The following is an 18,830-nucleotide window of genomic DNA, read 5'->3' on the forward strand; positions in this document are numbered from 1 at the left end:
AAATAAAAGCGCTTACATAGTATAATGGGCTTATTATAAAAGATTTTATCTAAGGAAAGGTGTCTTTATGAGAAAGAAAAGACTAGTTACATTACTCTTACCAAGTTTGTTACTTGCACCTTTGGTATTGGCGCAAGCTGTTCAGGCGGATGAGGCGACTCAAGCTAGTAGCGAGCGCACGGACAATCTCAAGACAGAAACAGTTGCAAAGGCTTCTGAAACTGGCTCTCAGGATCAACAATCAACGGCAGTAGAAACTGCAAGTCAGACTTCTTCAGAAGATTCGGTCTCGGAAAAGCAAGAAAAGGCACCGCTTGCGGCTGAGGAAACGGTACCTATCCTTAGCCCAGCGCAGGAGCGGGAGCTTCTGGCTCTGGCTAAAGATGTCAGCTCAGCACCTTCCGCTGGCTCAACTGCAGTGAAAGGTCAAGATTTATCTGCCTATACAGGCGGCCTTTCAAACCCTTCCCTCGCAGATAAGGAAATAACCCTGCAAGAGGCTGTAGATGAATTGCTCAAGTGGGCAGCAGTCAGTGATTCTCAGTTGGGCAGCAGTGCCCAGAACAGAGCAAATTTAGCAAAGAGTCTGGGGATGATTGAAAAAGAAGCTGATTTGACAGCCAGTTTGCAGGGAGCCAATCTGCAGTCTATGTATTCGGTTGCCAAGCGACTGCATGAAGCTTATCGCTCTGAAAAGAAAGAGCCCCTCTTTTTGAATGGTCGTTCACAGCCAATTTTTCCATATAGTAGTGGTGAAGACAGATATGAGGAGTATACTTATGAAGGCAGTGAGATTGTTCGTTTCCCTGTCTATGTAGAGACTGACCACGATACGGATGGTGACGGTAAGCGAGATTTGGTCAAGGCTATTGTGCAGCTTCCTAAAGCAGCTGCTAAGGGTGATTATAAGGCTGCGACAATCTTGGAAACCCGGCCTTATGTCGCTGGAACCTTAGATGAAGACCATGTGACGCTGGAAAGTCTCAATCTGCCAACAAACGGTTCTTATGACATGAAGAGCCTCCGCAATCAGCCAGCTAAGCGCCAGCCAGTTTCTAGTATGAGCAGTATTGATGCAGCAAAAAGAGCAATGTCATCGGATTGGTATTATTACAGTCCTTATGAGGGGATTTATGACTATGAAAACTTGAACTGGTATGATTATTTCCTCGTCCGAGGCTATGCTTTTGTTTCTAGCGCTGGTCTAGGAACCAAAGGTTCTGAAGGTTTTAATACAACCGGCTCTGATTTAGAAATTGAAGCATTTAAAAATATTGTCGAATGGATCAATGGTAAACGAACGGCCTACACAGATCGGACTAATAATATCGAAATCAAGGCTGACTGGGCTAATAGAAAGGTCGGTATGACTGGTCTGTCCTGGGCTGGTACGACAACTTTCGGTGTGGCAACGACTGGCGTTGAAGGCTTGAAAACCATCGTTCCAGCTGCTGGAATTGCCAGCTGGTATGATTATTTCAATAGTCAAGGGTCGGCTTACACCAATCCTCCCTACAGTGATTTATCTTGGCTTTCTCTCTATGTCGCTACACGGTTGCTGGATCAAAAAGATTGGGCTACTGTCAGTAACAAGTATGCTGACTACATCAATCAGTTAAATAAGGACCAGAATGCCCACGGCCGCAACTATAGTCCGGTTTGGCAGGAACGGGATTATACACTGCATCCAGAAAAGATAAAGACAAGTGCCCTGCTCGTGCATGGTTTAAATGACGACAATGTCAAAACCAAACACTTTGAGCTCATGTATGATGCGCTAAAAAAAGCCGGTCAAGATGTGAAACTTTATCTTCACCAAGGGAATCATATAAATCCTGCTGCCGTATCTAGAGGCTTTGGTATTACAGCTAACAAGCAAGATTTTTATGACCTGCTCAATACTTGGTTCTCTCATTACCTCTATGATGTGGAAAATGATGTCAGCAAGCTTCCTGCTGTTTTGGCGCAAAATAACTATGATCCAAATAAATGGACCAGTTATGATAACTGGAAAAGCAGTAATCGCTTGATTCTGACAGCTCAGTCCAAGCGCTTAGAAGAAACGATTTCCAGTGACTACGCAGGAGCGGGGATTGATACCAGCAAGCGTGATGAAGCGGTTAGCAAAGCTTCTTCTAAAGCTAATTTGACCTTTATGACAGATGTCAAAGAGGATATGACCATTAAAGGACATATCCCAGTCCATTTCAAGGCAGCTCTGGCAAAGGGGGGCGGCAGTAATCTGCAGGTCAATGCCCTCCTAGTAGATGTATCAGACCAAGAGTTTGATGTGGTTGGAAACGGCGCAGCCAGTGATGAAAGTCAGAAAGACGGCTTTTGGATGGGCAGCAATCTCAGCAATATGGATATCAAAAATTTTGCAACTGTCAAAACCAAATACAAAGTCATTGCCAAAGGTTGGGTCAATCTGGCTAATCCAGAATCGGGCTATGCACCGTCTAGCTCGCAAAATAGTATTGATCCTCAAATTGGTCAATTCCATGACTATACTGTCTATTTGCAGCCTAATCTCTATACTGTGAAAAAAGGCCACAAGTTGGCTCTGGTTTTCAACACGTACGATCCAAGCGACCTCACAATTGATCGTCAATATGAAGTGACTTTCAAGACGGACTCCATCAGTGCGCTAATACCTACTTTGGAAGCTAGTCGACTGCAAAAGGCAAACTATATACCGAATGCTCTTGATACAGCTTATGCAGCTCTACCAGAGATTATTGGTGCAAAATTAGTCGCACCAGCAATTTTAGAAGTTCCTGAGTATATCTTTGACAGCGAAGAAGGCGGAGAAGTTCCGTCAGTTCAGTTGGCAGTTCACTATGCAGAACATTATGATCAGGCAGTAGGAAAAGTTCAGAAGATAAGCAAGCAGCAAGCTCCAGCTGCCTTACCTGAAACTGGCAGCAATTCAGATAAGGGAATCCTGCATCTTGGTCTTGCTCTGCTGATCAGCACACTAGGCTTATCTAGTTTAGCAAAGAAACACAAACAACCTTAGTGGCCCTGTTCGAAAAGCAGCAAGAATTTCATAGTTAGATGAAGTTCAGCTGCTTTTAGCTTTATCTTGTAGCAATCGTTAGGCAGAGACGAGACAAAAAGGCGCAAAAAGAGTATACTAATCTGTATAGAAATCGGTAAAGGAGCTCTCTTATGATTGAATTTAAAGATGTCACTAAAGTTTATGAAGGAACGGTAGCTCTCAATCAGCTGAATTTGACCTTGCAAAGCGGAGAAATCGTCGGTCTGATTGGTCACAATGGCGCCGGAAAATCTACTACCATTAAGTCATTGGTCAGCGTCATCAATCCTAGTAGTGGACAGATTTTTGTAGATGGGAAAGAATTATCAGATAATCGCTTGGAAGTCAAGAAAAAAATCGGCTATGTAGCTGACTCACCAGATTTATTTTTGCGCCTAACTGCCAATGAGTTCTGGGAGCTGGTAGCGACTTCTTACGATATGACAAATGCAGAAGTCGAAGAGCGACTGGCAAATCTGCTCCATATTTTCGACTTTGGCTCTCATCGGTATGAGGTCATTGATTCATTTTCTCATGGGATGAGGCAAAAAGTCTTTGTCATAGCGGCGCTTTTGTCTGACCCGGATATTTGGGTTCTGGATGAGCCGCTGACTGGTCTTGATCCGCAGGCGGCTTTTGACCTCAAGCAGATGATGCGCCAGCATGCAGATAAAGGAAATACAGTTCTCTTTTCAACCCATGTTTTGGAAGTTGCAGAGCAGCTCTGTGATAAGGTGGCCATTCTCAAAAAAGGAAAATTGATTTTCTACGGAACGATTGAAGAACTAAAAGGCCAACATCCAGAACAGTCTCTTGAAACCATTTATCTTGGTCTGGCAGGCCGTAGAGAAGAGGTGAGTCCTGATGCGCATTAAAGCTATAAAAAAACTCGTTGATATCAACATCCTCTACGCCATTCAGCCGTCTCAGCTGCAGCAGTACCGCAAGATGCAAGCTAAGAATCCTGAGCGCAAGGTAAATGTATCGCTGAAGGCTATCCGCATGTATCTGATCTTAGGACTGGTCTATCTCTTTCTTTTCGGTTTGATGGGCTCCCTGAACCAACTGGTTGGCAATCCTGGTCTCTTTGCCAATTTGGTTTCCGCTTTTGCACTCTTTTCTATGTCTCAGGGCTTCCTGGTTTTTTACAATGTCTTTTATGAAAGCAAAGACTTGCAATCTTACCGTCCCTACGCTTTTAGTGAAGCAGAAATCATCGTCGGCAAAAGCATTTCAGTTATCCTGACCTTGCTGATTGCCATTTTGCCTATGTTCAGTTATTTCTTGGTTTTGGCTTTTCAAGGTGGTAATCCTTTCTTGGGGCTGCCCTTGGCTCTGTTTGCTATTCTGATTTTAAGTTCAGTCATTACCTTTCTGATTTTGATTGCCGTCCACTTTATTACCAAGACAGCCTTTTTCAGGAAGTACAAGACCATCCTGTCCAATGTCATTCTGGCTCTTGTTTCCGTTGGCTCCTTTTTCCTCTATTTTATGATTAATCAAATGAACAGCAGAAGCGTCATAAATCGTACGGAGGTTAAAGCTTTTTTCCCTCCAGTTCAAGCTTTTTATGATTTTATCCTTCATCCTTTTCATACAGCGTCCTTGCTGGGATTTTTGGGATGGGTGGCAGTTGCGGCTCTTCTATTTTTCATCGTAAAGACCAAGGTGATTCCAGAATTTTATGAGGCCGCTCTCATGACGGGTTCCTCAGTAGGAAAGCGGGAGCGCGTGCATGACATCAATATTGCGGAAGCAAAAAATCTCAAAAAGTTTGTCTGGCGCTACAATATCAGGCTCTTGAGTGAGGGTTCTGTCATTATGCAGGCTATCTTTATGTCGGCCTTTCTCCCTTACATTGTCATTTTCAGTATGGGAATGGGCATGATACAAGGCGGCCTGTCTTTGACTTCTTATCTGGGACCACGTTTCCTCTTGCCAATGATGGCCCTGGCTGTTTTGATTGCAACACTAAACTCAGGCGGCAGCAACCTTACGGCTATTGGGATTTCTCTGGAAAGGGAAAATTTTGATTATCTCAAGGTTCTCCCCTTTGATTTGAAGCAGTATATTCATCTGAAGTTTTGGCAGCTCTTTGCCGTCCAGTCTATCCTGCCTTTGACCTTGCTTTTGATAACCAGTCTTGTTTCCGGTATGCATCCAGTTACTTTCTTGGGCATGGTGATTGTTTGGGCCTTGATTAGTCTAATGTGGAGTTCTTGGGGTTACTACCGAGACTATAAGCATCTCGTGACTAATTGGTCCAATGTCACAGAATTGATGAGCCGAGATAATAGTATGGTGAAAACTCTCTTAGCCATCGCTCTGATTTTAGGAATGATGATTGTCATTACTCTTCTCTTCTTTATATCCAATGTTATTGCGCCTCTAGTAATTTATACGATAGTCGCTCTAGTTCTAGTAGGATTAGCTGTGTTGTCTTACATAGTCCACAAACACTACATGAAAAAACTGAATGAAGAGTTAGCAGTATTTTATTAAAAGAGCATCAGGAAGTCGAAAGACTTTCTGATTTTTTGACTGATAATCATCAAAATAACAGTTCTGCAAATGTACAGAACTGTTATTTGTTTTTCTTTATTTTTTCTACATCCAGTGGCATGAAAGTTGTCATGACTCGGCCGATGAGTTTAGGTTCTTCCTCATGCGGGATAAACTTATCACTGTATTTTTTATTAAGGGAAATTAAGCGAATTCCTGTTGGATCATTGAAAACCCTTTTGATAATGGTTTGGCCGTCATAGTCGATAGCATAGATAGCGCCGGCAAGCTCGAAATGGGTCTGCTTGATTAGGGCTACGGAGTCTCTCGGGTACTTGGGCTCCAGAGAGTCAGTTCGTACCCAAAGAGCAATATCGTAGTCAATTTCTCTGTCCAACCAGACTAAATCAGCTTGTTCAGGCTTATGCTGAGAGAGATAGTAATTCTCATAGACCAAGTAGGGAAAGTAGTCGTCCTTTAAGCTGGCATGTGTTTCTTGCTCAGTCAGGCTAGCTTCCAGTAGCTTTAATCCTTTCCCCTGTCTGTCTTGATCAAGTTGTTGATAAATACGATTTAAATCGGGGAATTGCTGAGGGATGTCTGCAATTAGTCGGTAACGAGGGTCAATTTCTTCAACCTCTACCTCAAAAAATCTTGCAATCTTTTCTAGATTGGCTGCAATAGGCAGAGATGTCCCTTTGATATAGCCAGTCAACGTACTAGCAGGAATGCCTGTTTCACGAGATAGCTCGACTTGCTTCTTACCTGTTTCCTTGAGAAGTTCTTTGAGCTTTTTAGAAATGAGAAGACTTGCTTCCTTGTCTTGGGGGCTTGCGGCGCCTCTTCCTCTGGCCATAATATCAACTCCTTTACTTGGTTTTATTATAGCGAATTAAATCGAAAAAGTAAAGGATTAGGTCAATTATCTTAGCCTAATCCTTTACTTTTTTAGATGTCGTATTAGATTTCGTAGCCCATTAAGATTCCGCCTTCCTCAGCATAGAAGCTGCAGAGGCCTGAAGTCGGCACCGTTTCGATTTGAGCTTGGGGATACTTTTCTTGCACCAGTTGACTAAATTGCTGGCAGAACTTTTCGTTATTGCGGTGAGCGATGATGAGTCGACCACCCTTGTAACCAGCTTTGAGGAGCTCTTCAATTGCAGAAGCAAGGGCTTTTTTCGGACCGCGTGCCTTTTGCAGAAGCTCTAGCGTGCCAGTCTGGCTAGCTTCACCGACCATACGGATATTGAGCAAGCCGACAACGGTTCCCAGAAGTTTACTCAGTCTACCGTTTTTGACCAAGTTATCTACCTTTGCCAAAACGAAGAGAAGCTTGGTTTTCTCCTGATAGCGACTAATGACTTCAACAACTTCATCAAAGCTGAGATCTTGCTGAATGAGTTCATTAAGCTTGGTTACAAGCAAGTCCACTTCGCCGCCAGCAGAAAGACTATCAATGACATGAATCTGGGCATTAGGGTTTTCTTCTAAAAAGATTTTCTTGGCAACCTGTGCACTATTATTACTACCAGATAGAGTGCCTGTGATTGTTACAACAAAAATCTTGTCTGCTCCCTCAAAGCTTTTGAGATAGTCATCTGGACTAGTGCAGGCAGACTTTGAAGCAGCAGAAGAAGCATACATCTTCTCCATCATCAGGTCAATATCAAGCTGCTTGTCATCTACAAAAATCTCATTTTCCACTTGAATGGTTAAGGGAACACTTTCAAACTGGGTATCTTTAGCCAAGTTTGCCATTTCACGAAAGTCACAGCCAGAGTCAGCTATAATTTTCCAAGTCATATTTTTCTCCTTTTTTGTCAAGTATGTACAATAAAAAAATTGACAAAAAACCTGTCTTTTTTTAAAATTATAACATGAAGAATGCTTACTAAAAAGCGGAAACTGTCAGCTGATACAAGAGGGAAGAAATTGTTATGTCGGAAAAGAAAATATCGGAAAAATCACTCGCGAATTTAAAGAAATACAATCAGGAATCCAATCAAATCACGAGAGAGTCTCTGGAAATTTCTCTCATGCAGTTGCTTGAGAAGAAAGAACTCAAAAAAATCACGATTTCAGAGCTGGTTGAGCGAGCTGGAGTTTCCCGCGCTGCCTTTTACCGCAACTACAGCTCTAAGGAGCAGATTTTGGAAGAAATTTTCAAAAACACTGTTCAAGGTATTACGGATAAATTGGAAGAGTTTAACTTTAAAACTGAGATGTATCAGATTTGGCTTTTTCTTTTTAAGGAAGCCAAGAAAGAAGCTCGAGTTATCAGTCTAGCCATTGACTATAATTTTGAAAAGCTGCTGACTCAGGCCGTATTTGACTTTTTGGAAAAGCGCAATCGCAATGCTAAGAAAACGACTAATTCTTACATGAATTCCTTCTGGAGTTCGGCAGTTGTTTCCGTTCTTTCCAAGTGGATTAAGGACGGGATGAAGGTTCCAGCTGAAAAAATAGCTTCTTTAGGCCTACCTCTTTTCCCACAGAAAAAGAAATCAAATAAAAACAAGTGAGTCATTAGTGCTCGCTTGTTTTTAGCTTCTGTAAGAAGCTAGTCAGTTCTTTTTGGTTCCTTAATTCGTAGAATTTCTGAGGAAAGGTTTGACGGATTCTCTTATATCTTGCCAGTGCTGTTTGACGCCGTCCTTTCCAAAGAACCCAGCAGATAAACTCCCAGTCAAACTTTTCGGGGCAGCCGGGAGCCACGCTTTCTCTGGTCCGGTTACGGTATTTTAGATAGCGTTTGAAAGCTCGATAGAGGCAGTTCCAGCGAGAGAAGTTCAGAAAAATGATTTGGTCGCTTTCTGCCATCCGACGTTCATAAAAACACCAAGAGTAGTTGCCGTCAATAATCCAGTCGGTATTTTTTGACAAAAAATCATCCATCTGTTCACTCATCCAATCACGGTCGCTATCCTTCCAGCCAGGTTGGAACTGCAATCTATCCATGTGAAGTTTGGGAATGGAGTAGTGGTTGGACAGTTGTGCTGCTAGAGTGGATTTGCCAGAGCCGGAATAACCAATAATTGCTATTTTCATCCTTTTCTCCTTTGTGTGAGAAACAAAAAAAGCTCCTGAGAGCTCCCTTTGTATGCATTATTTAGCAAGTTTAGCTGAAAGGCGTGCTTTATCGCGGCTTGCTTTGTTTTTGTGGATCAAACCTTTTGTTTCTGCTTTATCAATAGCTGAGCTAGCAGCACGGAAAAGTTCTTCAGATGGGTTTGCTTCAAATGCTTTGATTGCAGTACGCATAGCTGACTTTTGAGCTGAGTTTTTTTCGTTATGTTTCACGTTCAATTCAGCGCGTTTGATAGCTGATTTAATGTTTGCCAAGTTGTTTCACCTCCATTGAAAATACTAACTATCTAATTATATATGAAAAGTTAGGATTTGACAAGCTTTTTTATTTTTTTAAGTAAATTTCATCAATTTCATGATTTTCGGCTTTGTGCAGGATAATTTCTGCTCGATTGCGGGTTGGCTCAATGTAGTCTAGTAGGTTGACAAGGTTAATGCTTTTCCAGACATTATGGGCGAAAGTTACTACTTCCTCTTCTGATTGTATGGTGAAGCGGTGGTAGTAGTTTTTGGGGTCGTTTTCAGCCAGCGTCAGCATTTTTTTAAAGCGATCCAGATACCAGTTTTCAATATTTTCGACTTCTGCATCGACATAGATAGAAAAGTCAAAAAAGTCTGTCATATATAGGCGCTCGTTCTGTGGATTCTGGAAAACGTTAATCCCTTCGACAATAACAAAGTCAGCAGCCTTTACCTCCTGCATTTCTTGAGGAACGATATCGTATGTCTCATGCGAGTAGACGGGGATTTGGAAATCCTGACCGTTTTTTATGCTGTCCAGAAAGGAAAGAAGCAGCTCCATATTATAGCTTTCTGGGAAACCCTTGCGGTTTAAAATGCCATGATCTTCCAAGGTTTTATTCGGAAATAAAAAACCATCTGTGGTAACTAGCTCGACTGTTGCATTTGAAAAAGTCCGAGAAAGCAGAATCTGCAGCAAACGGCTAGTGGTGGATTTCCCAACGGCCACACTGCCAGAAACTCCGATGATAAAGGGCTGTTTCCGGCTCTCCTTTTGTAGAAAAATACCCTTGGAAAAAGCCAAGTCTTCCTTAGAACGTTTATAAATCTGAATGAGATTGGTCAAGGGTAAATAGATGTCCGTCACGTCCTGCAGGCTAATCTTGTCATTGAAACTCTTGATAGAGTTAAGTTCAGCCTGAGTCAGGGGCGGAGTTGTTTTACGGTGCAGGTTTTGCCAAGTATGGCGGCTGATTTTTTCAAAGTGAAGAAATTCGTTAGTCATAAGTTACTCCTGTATGATGGACTTTAGTATAACATACTTTTTAGAGAAATGAAAACGATTTACAAATCTAGGAAAATTATGATAAAATGGTTGCATGACTAAAATGTATTTTGCAGAAAATCCTGATGCCAAACACGATATTCATGAATTAAATGTGGAACTGTTAGGACAGCGGCTGACTTTTTTGACAGATGCTGGTGTCTTCAGTAAAAAGATGATTGATTATGGCAGTCGGGTCCTTTTGTCTGTCTTGGACTTTGAAGCTGGAGAACGGGTCTTGGATGTTGGCTGCGGCTATGGCCCTTTAGGTTTGAGCTTAGCCAAAGCGTATGGAGTGGCTGCGACCATGGTAGATATCAACCAGCGGGCCTTGGACTTGGCTCAGAAGAATGCTGAGAGGAATCAAATATCTGCTCATATTTTCCAGTCAAATGTTTATGAAAAGGTCAGCGGCATTTTCGACCATGTTATCAGTAATCCGCCAATACGTGCTGGTAAGCAAGTCTTGCACGAAGTCATCAGCGGAAGCTATGAGCATTTGACAGAAGGCGGTGATTTGACCCTTGTGATTCAGAAAAAGCAGGGAGCACCTAGCGCCAAGTCAAAGATGGAAGATGTTTTTGGGAACTGTGAGATTGTCAAGAAGGACAAAGGCTACTATATATTAAGGAGTGAGAAATAAGATGCGCGCAGTTGATATTATCCAAAAGAAGAGAGACGGTTTGGAGCTAACCAGTCAGGAAATTCAATGGCTGATTGAGGGTTATGTGGACGGGACTGTGCCTGATTATCAGATGGCAGCCTTTGCAATGGCTGTCTATTTTAAGGGCATGACAACTCGGGAAATTTCAGACTTAACCATGACGATGGTTGGAACTGGTGAGCAGTTTGACCTGTCAGAAATTGCAGGTATAAAGGTAGACAAACATTCCACCGGAGGTGTTGGTGATAAAGTGACTCTGGTCTTGGTTCCTTTGGTGGCTAGCTTTGGTGTGCCCGTTGCTAAAATGAGCGGCCGCGGGCTGGGTCATACTGGAGGAACCATTGATAAATTAGAATCTATTAAGGGATTTCAGGTAGAGCGCAGTCAGGAAGATTTTATCAAGCAAGTGCAGGAAATCGGCCTATCTGTAATCGGTCAGTCTGATCAGTTGGTGCTAGCTGATAAGTTACTCTATGCCTTGCGAGATGTAACAGCAACTGTTGATACAATTCCGCTGATAGCTAGCTCTGTTATGAGTAAAAAGATTGCTGCTGGTGCCGATAGTATACTTTTGGATGTGACGGTCGGTGAAGGCGCCTTTATGAAAAATATTAATGACGCTCGTGTACTAGCACGTACTATGGTCGATTTGGGCAAGGCTGTTGGCAGAAAAACAGTGGCTGTTTTGACAGATATGAGTCAGCCTTTGGGAACCAGCATTGGCAATCGTCTGGAAATCTTAGAAGCTTTGGATATCTTGCAGGGCAGGGGTCGTGAAGACATCACAACTTTCATTTGTGAGTTGGCTCAGATTATGCTCGGACTGGCAGATGTTGAGAAAACGGTGGAAGAAGTAAGAGAACAGCTGACCAACGGTGCTGCTTTGAAGAAATTTGAAGCTATGGTTGTAGCTCAAGGTGGTGACTTGGAAGATCTCTATCGTCCATCAAGTGCAGTTCATATTGTAGATGTGAAAGCAGAACAGGCAGGTTATATCACTGAACTGCCTGCTATGGAATTCGGCCTCTTTGCCATGAGACTTGGAGCAGGACGGGCAGTTAAATCTGACGACTTAGATTATGAAACAGGAATTGTTTTCGAAAAGAAAGTCGGAGACAAGGTCGAAATTGGAGAAGTTTTCGCAAAAATTTATTCAAATGAAAAAATTTCTCAAGAACTAGTTACAGATTTTCAAAAAAATGTTAAAATAGGTGATGAAAGCGTTGCAGTAAGCGAGATTATCGAGGTTATTGCTTAATTCTAGGAGAAGCCAACATGAAATTAAACAAATACATAGACCATACGCTTTTAAAACCTGAAGCGTCAGAAGAGCAGATTCTGAAGTTAATTGAAGAAGCAAAAGTTTATGATTTTGCCAGTATCTGTGTCAATCCAACCTGGATAGAGTTTGCTGCGGAGCAGCTGAAAGACTCAGACGTCAAGGTTTGTGTGCCAATTGGTTTTCCTTTAGGAGCCAACACTTCCGATGTGAAAGCTTTTGAAACGCAGGACGCAATTCAAAAGGGTGCGGGCGAAGTGGATATGGTCATCAATGTCGGCGCTCTGAAGTCTAAAGATTATGATTTGGTAGAGCGAGACATCCGTGCGGTTGTAGAAGCTGCTAACGGTACCTTGGTCAAGGTAATTCTGGAAACTTGCTTGCTGACAGATGAGGAAAAGGTTAAGGCTTGCCAACTGGCTCAGAAAGCTGGAGCTGATTTTGTTAAGACCTCTACAGGATTTTCAACTGGAGGTGCGACAGTCGAAGATGTCGCCCTCATGAGAAAAACAGTTGGTCCTGACATGGGGGTTAAGGCTTCTGGTGGCGCTCGTTCTTACGAAGATGCTCTGGCCTTTATTGAAGCTGGTGCGACTCGGATTGGAACTTCGGCCGGTGTGGCTATTATGAAGGGAGAAGAAGCTAGTGGCGACTACTGAGTTGATTGACTTGGCTGTCCAAGCTAGTAAAAATGCTTATGTTCCCTATTCTCATTTCCCTATCGGAGCAGTTTTGGTCGCTAAAGACGGACGGATATTTACTGGCGTTAATGTTGAAAATGCCAGTTTTGGCTTGACCAACTGTGGAGAGCGGACAGCTATATTTAAGGCAGTTTCAGAAGGAGTTTTAGACTTCGAGGAGCTGATTGTCTATGGTGAGACGGAAAAACCCATATCACCCTGTGGTGCCTGCCGCCAAGTAATGGCAGAATTTTTTGCTGAGGATCTAAAAGTGACCTTGGTCGCTAAAGATAAATCGACGGTCGTGATGACGGTCAAGGAATTACTTCCATATTCTTTTACAGATTTAACATAAGTCTGTTATCGGTCATCTGACCAAACTCAAACTTGCAACTGTGTTGCACATCTTAATTAGGAGGTTCAGAAATGAACAAAAAACAATGGCTAGGTCTTGGTCTAGTAACTGTCGCAGCAATCGGACTTGCTGCATGTGGAAACCGTGCTTCTCGCTCAGATTCTTCAGATGCGAAAACTGACTTGAAAGCTGCTATCGTAACAGATACTGGCGGTGTTGATGATAAATCATTTAACCAGTCAGCTTGGGAAGGTTTGCAAGCTTGGGGTAAAGAAAACGGTCTTTCAAAAGACAATGGTTACACTTACTACCAATCTAACGATGAGTCTCAGTACGCAAACAACCTGAATCAAGCTGCTACAGATGGTTACAAGCTAGTATTTGGTATCGGATTTGCCCTTCGTGATGCGGTTGAATCTGCTGCCAAAGATAACACAGAAATCAATTATGTTATTATCGATGATGTTATCGAAGGACAAAAGAATGTTGCTTCAGCTGTCTTTGCTGATAATGAAGCTGCTTACCTTGCTGGTGTTGCTGCTGCAAAAACTACTAAGACAAAACAAGTTGGTTTCGTAGGTGGTATAGAAGGCGCAGTTATCACACGTTTTGAAAAAGGTTTCGAAGCTGGTGTGAAATCAGTTGATCCATCTATCAAGATTCAAGTAGACTATGCTGGCTCATTCGGCGATGCTGCTAAAGGTAAGACAATTGCTGCTGCCCAATATGCTGCAGGTGCAGATGTGGTTTACCAAGTTGCTGGTGGAACTGGTGCCGGAGTATTTAACGAAGCTAAGTCAATCAACGAAACAAGAAATGAAGATGAAAAAGTTTGGGTACTCGGTGTTGACCGTGACCAAACTGAAGAAGGTAAATACAAGTCTAAGGATGGTAAAGAGTCTAACTTTGTTTTAGCATCAAGCTTGAAACAAGTTGGTAAGACTGTCCAAGACATCGCTAACCAAACTGCTAAAGGTAAATTCCCAGGCGGTAAAACTACAACCTTCGGTCTGAAAGACGGTGGAGTTGACTTGACAACTACAAACCTGTCGGAGGATGCTAAAAAGGCTGTTGAAGAAGCGAAAGCAAAAATCCTTGACGGCAGCATCACTGTTCCTGACAAATAAAACAATTTAAGAGCGATCCGACCGTGTAGGGTCGCTTCTTTTTGAAATTGAGACGACTTTGTGTCAATAGAATTTATTAGCACTGGCTGTGCTAGTAAATTTTATTGAAATAAAATGAAATTCTGGAAAGGAAAGATCCATGACACATGAAAATGTCATTGAAATGCGAGAAATTACCAAAATTTTTGGTGAATTTGTAGCCAATGATAAAATCAATTTGGAACTCAGAAAAGGTGAAATTCACGCTCTTTTGGGAGAAAATGGTGCCGGAAAGTCAACCTTGATGAATATGCTGGCTGGCCTGCTTGAACCGACCAGCGGTGAGATTGTAGTAAATGGGAAGTCCGTTAAGCTGGATTCTCCATCAAAGGCGGCCTCACTTGGTATCGGGATGGTGCACCAGCATTTTATGCTTGTTGAAGCATTTACTGTTGCTGAAAATATCATCCTTGGAAGTGAAATTACAAAAAATGGTGTGTTGGACTTGAAAGGTGCGACTAAAGAAATCAAGGAACTTTCTGAGAAATACGGCTTAGCAGTTGATCCATCTGCTAAGGTTGAAGATATTTCTGTCGGTGCCCAGCAGCGGGTTGAAATCCTCAAGACTCTTTATCGTGGGGCGGACATTCTCATCTTTGACGAGCCAACAGCCGTTCTGACGCCAGCTGAGATTGATGAATTGATGAAAATCATGAAGAACCTCGTCAAAGAAGGGAAATCTATCATTCTCATCACTCACAAGCTGGATGAGATTCGGGCAGTTTCTGATCGCGTAACGGTTATTCGTCGCGGAAAATCCATTGAAACAGTTGAAATCGCTGGTGCTACTAACCAAGATTTGGCTGAAATGATGGTTGGACGTGCTGTTTCCTTCAAGACAGCGAAAGAGCCTGCTAATCCTCAAGAAACTGTTTTGTCAATCAAGGATCTTGTTGTTGAAGAGAACCGTGGTGTTCCAGCTGTTAAGGGACTTTCTCTTGATGTCCGTGCTGGTGAGATTGTCGGGATTGCTGGTATTGACGGTAATGGCCAGACCGAGCTGATTCAGGCTATTACTGGACTTAGAAAAACAAGCTCTGGTGAGATTACAATTAAGAACCAGTCTATTATTGGCAAGCAGCCGCGGCAGATTACTGAAATGAAAGTCAGCCACGTTCCTGAAGATCGCCACCGTGACGGTTTGGTTTTGGCAATGTCCATTTCTGAAAATATTGCTTTACAGACTTACTATAAAGAACCGCTCAGTAAAAATGGAATCCTGAATTACGGTAACATTTATTCTTACGCACGCAAGTTGATGGATGAATTTGATGTTCGGGCGGCTAGCGAATATGTACCTGCTTCAGCTCTTTCAGGAGGAAACCAGCAGAAAGCTATCATTGCTCGGGAAGTGGACCGTGATCCAGACCTTCTGATTGTCAGTCAGCCAACTCGTGGACTTGACGTTGGGGCGATTGAATACATCCATAAACGCCTGATTGAAGCGCGGACTCAAGGCAAGGCTGTTCTCGTTGTCAGCTTTGAGCTAGATGAAATCCTCAATGTTTCTGATAGAATCGCAGTTATCCATGATGGTAAGATTCAGGGGATTGTAAATCCAGAGGAAACCAATAAGCAAGAGCTTGGTATTCTCATGGCCGGCGGTAAGATCCAGAAGGGAGAATCAAATGTCTAAGAAATCACAAAAGATTGCAGTTCCCTTAATATCAGTTGTTCTCGGGATTTTATTGGGAGCGATTGTCATGTTCATCTTTGGTTATGATGCCCTCTGGGGATATGAATCCCTCTTTAAAACAGCTTTTGGTTCTTTGAGAAGTTTGGGTGAAATTTCGCGTGCAATGGGACCTCTGATTCTCATCGGTTTAGGCTTTGCTGTAGCTAGTCGTGCTGGATTCTTTAATGTCGGACTTCCAGGGCAGGCCTTGGCTGGCTGGATTATGGCTGGTTGGTTTGCACTTTCCTTCCCTAATTTACCTCGTCCGCTGATGTTATTGGCTACTGTAGTCATTGCGGCAGCAGCTGGTGGTGTTATCGGCGCTATTCCAGGAATTCTGCGTGCTTATCTGGGAACAAGTGAGGTCATTGTAACCATTATGATGAACTATATTGTTCTCTTTGTTGGAAATGCTGTTATTCACAGTTTCCCTAAATCTGTGATGCAGAGTATTGACTCTAGTAAGCGTGTCTCTGCTAATGCGATTTATCAAACAGAGTGGTTGAGAAGTCTTACATCTAACTCTCGGATGAATATCGGTATCTTCTTTGCCTTGATTGCAGTAGTGGTTATTTGGTATTTGCTTAAGAAAACAACACTTGGTTTTGAAATTCGTGCTGTAGGGCTTAATCCAAATGCATCTGAGTATGCAGGGATGTCATCTAAGCGTACTATTATCGTATCTATGATTATTTCAGGTGCTCTTGCAGGACTTGGAGGAGTAGTTGAAGGACTTGGAACTTATCAGAATGTCTTTGTTCAAGGAAGTTCCTTGAGTGTTGGTTTCAATGGTATGGCGGTAAGTCTCTTGGCTGCCAACTCTCCAATTGGAATTCTCTTTGCAGCCTTCCTCTTTGCAGTTCTGAGTGTGGGTGCTCCAGGTATGAACGTGGCTCAGATTCCAACAGAACTTGTAAACATCGTAACAGCTTCTATCATCTTCTTTGTCAGCGCCCACTATCTGATTGAGCGTATGACAGGTATGACGATCTTTGATTTTCTTAAAAATCGTCGGCAGGAAGCTAAAAAAGTGAAGGAGGGAAACTAGGATGAATATTGTAACGGTATTAGGTTTATTAGTATCATCTATGCTGATTTATGCGGCTCCCTTGATTTTCACAAGTATTGGCGGAGCCTACTCTGAGCACGCTGGTGTTGTTAATGTTGGCTTGGAAGGAATCATGGTTATGGGAGCTTTTACAGGCGTTCTCTTTAACCTGACTTTCGAGAAGAGCTTGGGTAGCGCGACTCCGTGGCTTTCATTGATTGCTGCTGGTTTGGTTGGAGTTGTCTTCTCTCTTATCCATGCTGTGGCAACTATTACTTTCCGTGCGGACCACGTTGTGAGTGGTACAGTGCTAAACTTGCTGGCGCCAGCCTTGGCAATTTTCCTTGTTAAAGCTATTTATAACAAGGGACAAACGGATAATATTCAGCGTTCATTCGGGAAGTTTAATTTCCCTGTCCTATCTGATATTCCAGTCTTGGGAGATATTTTCTTCAAGCATACAAGCTTGGTTGGTTATCTTGCCATTGCTTTCTCTTTCCTCGCTTGGTTTGTAATGTTTAAGACTAAATTTGGACTGCGTCTTCGCTCAGTCGGAGAGCATCCGCAGGCGGCAGATACCTTAGGAATCAATGTTTACCTCATGCGTTATTGCGGTGTCATGATCTCTGGTCTGCTCGGTGGTATTGGTGGAGCTATTTATGCTCAGTCAATCTCGGTTAACTTTGCTGTGACAACTATCGTAGGTCCAGGATTTATCGCCTTGGCAGCTATGATTTTTGGTAAATGGAGTCCTATTGGTGCCATGTTGGCGAGTCTCTTCTTTGGAGCTTCCCAAAGTTTGGCGGTTATCGGGAACCAGTTGCCATTGCTTTCAAGTGTTCCAACGGTTTATCTACAGATTGCTCCATATGTCTTGACTATTGTTGTCCTTGCAGCCTTCTTTGGTAAAGCTGTTGCTCCGAAAGCGGATGGTATCAACTATATCAAGTCTAAATAAACCTTTACACCAGTTCTTTGGAACTGGTGTTTTTTGGTGATTGGAAGAAGATACAATCATAGGAATAGAAAAAGCCTGCTTCGTCTGAAGCGGGCTTTTTAAGATTAGTTTGTTGCGATTTCATTTAGCAGGTCTTCTGCAGTGGTGGTCGGGTTAACGCGAACGCGATTGAGTGTGAGCAAGCCATTGGATAGGGAAGCTAGTCCGTTATTGGTCGTCAATCCCATCTTGTAGCCAAGGCTTTCAGCAATCTGCAAGGTTGCGTCACTGTATCGTCCAGATGGATAGGCAACGGTGGTTGTGGTTTGAGACAGATTTTTGTCTAAGTAAGACTTAGAGTCTTTTAACTCAATTTTTTGTTGGTCTTCTGTCGTTGCTGAGAGGTCGGGATGGTTGACAGTGTGGTCTTCAAAAGACATGCCTTTGTCCTTCATTTCCTTTATCTCATCCAGTGTCAACATATCTTCACGCCCTGCCTCAACAAATCCAGTAATGACATTATTGGTTGCTTTCATGTCATATTTTTGGAGAAGTGGAAAGGCATTAGTGTAGAAATCCTTTAAACTATCATCGAAGGTCAGCCAGACGACTTTTTTGTTTTCTGGCAAGACATTCTCCGTTAGCACCTTGTATGCTTCAGCTGGTGTCAGAGGGTAGTAGCCTGCGTCTTTCAAAGCTTTTAGATGGCTTTCAAATGTAGCTGGATCTACAATCAAACCAGCATTAGCTGCTTCTGATGGGTCCATGACGTGAATGGCATGGTACATCAAGATAGGAACTTGAACTGGCTGGTCTTGCTTGACCCATTTGACTTTGTCTTTACTGTTGTCATCCGAAGTTGTCTTTTTTTCCCGAGTCGGTGCTGACGAAGTTTTAGATGAAGTATTGACCTGGTTCGTTGACACATTATTAGCTTCTTTTTGATTGTGCGAGTTTTGCAGCTTGGCTAGTAAAGAAAAGCCACCTACAATCAGGACAAGAAAAAGTAATAAACTCGTTAAAGAAAGCAAAATAGCTCTTTTTCTAGCTTTGCGTTGCTGCATGCGATTTCCTCTGTGTTTTCCTGTCATAGTATCTCCTTTGAAAATAAA

General features: G+C 42.7%; 18 protein-coding genes. 12 read left to right on the forward strand and 6 right to left on the reverse strand.

Annotation, left to right across the window (positions count from 1 at the left end):
- The first annotated feature begins 67 nt into the window (after positions 1–67).
- The 3 genes from HMPREF9389_RS03610 to HMPREF9389_RS03600 all read left to right on the forward strand — a co-directional run bounded on the left by HMPREF9389_RS03610 (position 68) and on the right by HMPREF9389_RS03600 (position 5,542).
- Positions 68–3,019, forward strand: a complete 2,952-nt coding sequence (locus HMPREF9389_RS03610) for a CocE/NonD family hydrolase (protein ID WP_002930270.1) — start codon at positions 68–70, stop codon at positions 3,017–3,019.
- Between the two features lie 152 nt (positions 3,020–3,171).
- Positions 3,172–3,915, forward strand: a complete 744-nt coding sequence (locus tag HMPREF9389_RS03605) for an ABC transporter ATP-binding protein (protein ID WP_002930271.1) — start codon at positions 3,172–3,174, stop codon at positions 3,913–3,915.
- A complete protein-coding gene (locus HMPREF9389_RS03600; protein WP_002930272.1) occupies positions 3,905–5,542 on the forward strand; it encodes a hypothetical protein in 1,638 nt (545 codons plus the stop codon). Before HMPREF9389_RS03605 ends, HMPREF9389_RS03600 begins: the two co-directional genes overlap by 11 nt.
- A gap of 82 nt (positions 5,543–5,624) precedes the next feature.
- On the opposite strand, the gene HMPREF9389_RS03595 is transcribed toward HMPREF9389_RS03600, so the two are convergent.
- Positions 5,625–6,398, reverse strand: a complete 774-nt coding sequence (locus tag HMPREF9389_RS03595) for an XRE family transcriptional regulator (protein WP_002930273.1) — start codon at positions 6,396–6,398, stop codon at positions 5,625–5,627.
- A gap of 104 nt (positions 6,399–6,502) precedes the next feature.
- The gene (locus HMPREF9389_RS03590; protein WP_002930274.1) at positions 6,503–7,345 is read right to left on the reverse strand and encodes a DegV family protein; all 843 of its coding nucleotides are present in this window, start codon (positions 7,343–7,345) and stop codon (positions 6,503–6,505) included.
- A gap of 134 nt (positions 7,346–7,479) precedes the next feature.
- Between HMPREF9389_RS03590 and HMPREF9389_RS03585 the strand changes: the two genes are divergently transcribed.
- Positions 7,480–8,064: a TetR/AcrR family transcriptional regulator gene (locus HMPREF9389_RS03585; RefSeq protein WP_002906696.1), complete on the forward strand. Its 585-nt coding sequence runs from the start codon at positions 7,480–7,482 to the stop codon at positions 8,062–8,064.
- A gap of 4 nt (positions 8,065–8,068) precedes the next feature.
- Here the strand turns inward: HMPREF9389_RS03585 and HMPREF9389_RS03580 are convergent, their stop codons facing one another.
- The 3 genes from HMPREF9389_RS03580 to coaA form a co-directional block, all read right to left on the reverse strand.
- On the reverse strand, positions 8,069–8,590 hold the full coding sequence (locus tag HMPREF9389_RS03580; RefSeq protein ID WP_002930275.1) for a DNA topology modulation protein: 522 nt from the start codon (positions 8,588–8,590) through the stop codon (positions 8,069–8,071).
- A gap of 57 nt (positions 8,591–8,647) precedes the next feature.
- Positions 8,648–8,884: a 30S ribosomal protein S20 gene (rpsT, locus tag HMPREF9389_RS03575; protein ID WP_002895661.1), complete on the reverse strand. Its 237-nt coding sequence runs from the start codon at positions 8,882–8,884 to the stop codon at positions 8,648–8,650.
- Between the two features lie 70 nt (positions 8,885–8,954).
- Entirely contained in the window at positions 8,955–9,875 is a 921-nt protein-coding gene (gene coaA, locus HMPREF9389_RS03570; RefSeq protein ID WP_002930276.1) for a type I pantothenate kinase, read from the reverse strand.
- A 94-nt stretch (positions 9,876–9,969) separates the two neighbouring features.
- On the opposite strand from coaA, the gene HMPREF9389_RS03565 reads away from it, so the two are divergent.
- The 8 genes from HMPREF9389_RS03565 (at position 9,970) to HMPREF9389_RS03530 (ending at position 17,739) form a co-directional block, all read left to right on the forward strand.
- Entirely contained in the window at positions 9,970–10,557 is a 588-nt protein-coding gene (locus HMPREF9389_RS03565; RefSeq protein ID WP_002930277.1) for a class I SAM-dependent methyltransferase, read from the forward strand.
- Position 10,558: 1 nt separating this feature from the next.
- Positions 10,559–11,836, forward strand: coding sequence for a pyrimidine-nucleoside phosphorylase (locus HMPREF9389_RS03560; RefSeq protein ID WP_032906514.1), 1,278 nt, complete (start codon positions 10,559–10,561; stop codon positions 11,834–11,836).
- Between the two features lie 17 nt (positions 11,837–11,853).
- On the forward strand, positions 11,854–12,516 hold the full coding sequence (gene deoC / locus HMPREF9389_RS03555) for a deoxyribose-phosphate aldolase (protein ID WP_002930279.1): 663 nt from the start codon (positions 11,854–11,856) through the stop codon (positions 12,514–12,516).
- The gene (locus HMPREF9389_RS03550) at positions 12,503–12,892 is read left to right on the forward strand and encodes a cytidine deaminase (RefSeq protein WP_002895647.1); all 390 of its coding nucleotides are present in this window, start codon (positions 12,503–12,505) and stop codon (positions 12,890–12,892) included. Before deoC ends, HMPREF9389_RS03550 begins: the two co-directional genes overlap by 14 nt.
- A gap of 71 nt (positions 12,893–12,963) precedes the next feature.
- Positions 12,964–14,019 (forward strand): BMP family lipoprotein, encoded by a 1,056-nt coding sequence (locus HMPREF9389_RS03545; protein ID WP_002930280.1) that lies wholly within the window; start codon positions 12,964–12,966, stop codon positions 14,017–14,019.
- A gap of 139 nt (positions 14,020–14,158) precedes the next feature.
- A complete protein-coding gene (locus HMPREF9389_RS03540; RefSeq protein WP_002930281.1) occupies positions 14,159–15,694 on the forward strand; it encodes an ABC transporter ATP-binding protein in 1,536 nt (511 codons plus the stop codon).
- On the forward strand, positions 15,687–16,781 hold the full coding sequence (locus HMPREF9389_RS03535; RefSeq protein ID WP_002930282.1) for an ABC transporter permease: 1,095 nt from the start codon (positions 15,687–15,689) through the stop codon (positions 16,779–16,781). Before HMPREF9389_RS03540 ends, HMPREF9389_RS03535 begins: the two co-directional genes overlap by 8 nt.
- 1 nt (position 16,782) lies before the next feature.
- Positions 16,783–17,739, forward strand: a complete 957-nt coding sequence (locus tag HMPREF9389_RS03530) for an ABC transporter permease (protein WP_002930283.1) — start codon at positions 16,783–16,785, stop codon at positions 17,737–17,739.
- A 104-nt stretch (positions 17,740–17,843) separates the two neighbouring features.
- Here the strand turns inward: HMPREF9389_RS03530 and HMPREF9389_RS03525 are convergent, their stop codons facing one another.
- Entirely contained in the window at positions 17,844–18,809 is a 966-nt protein-coding gene (locus HMPREF9389_RS03525; RefSeq protein ID WP_002930284.1) for a polysaccharide deacetylase family protein, read from the reverse strand.
- Positions 18,810–18,830 lie beyond the last annotated feature (21 nt).

This window comes from Streptococcus sanguinis SK355 (genome assembly GCF_000212855.1).
Lineage (GTDB): Bacteria > Bacillota > Bacilli > Lactobacillales > Streptococcaceae > Streptococcus > Streptococcus sanguinis_A.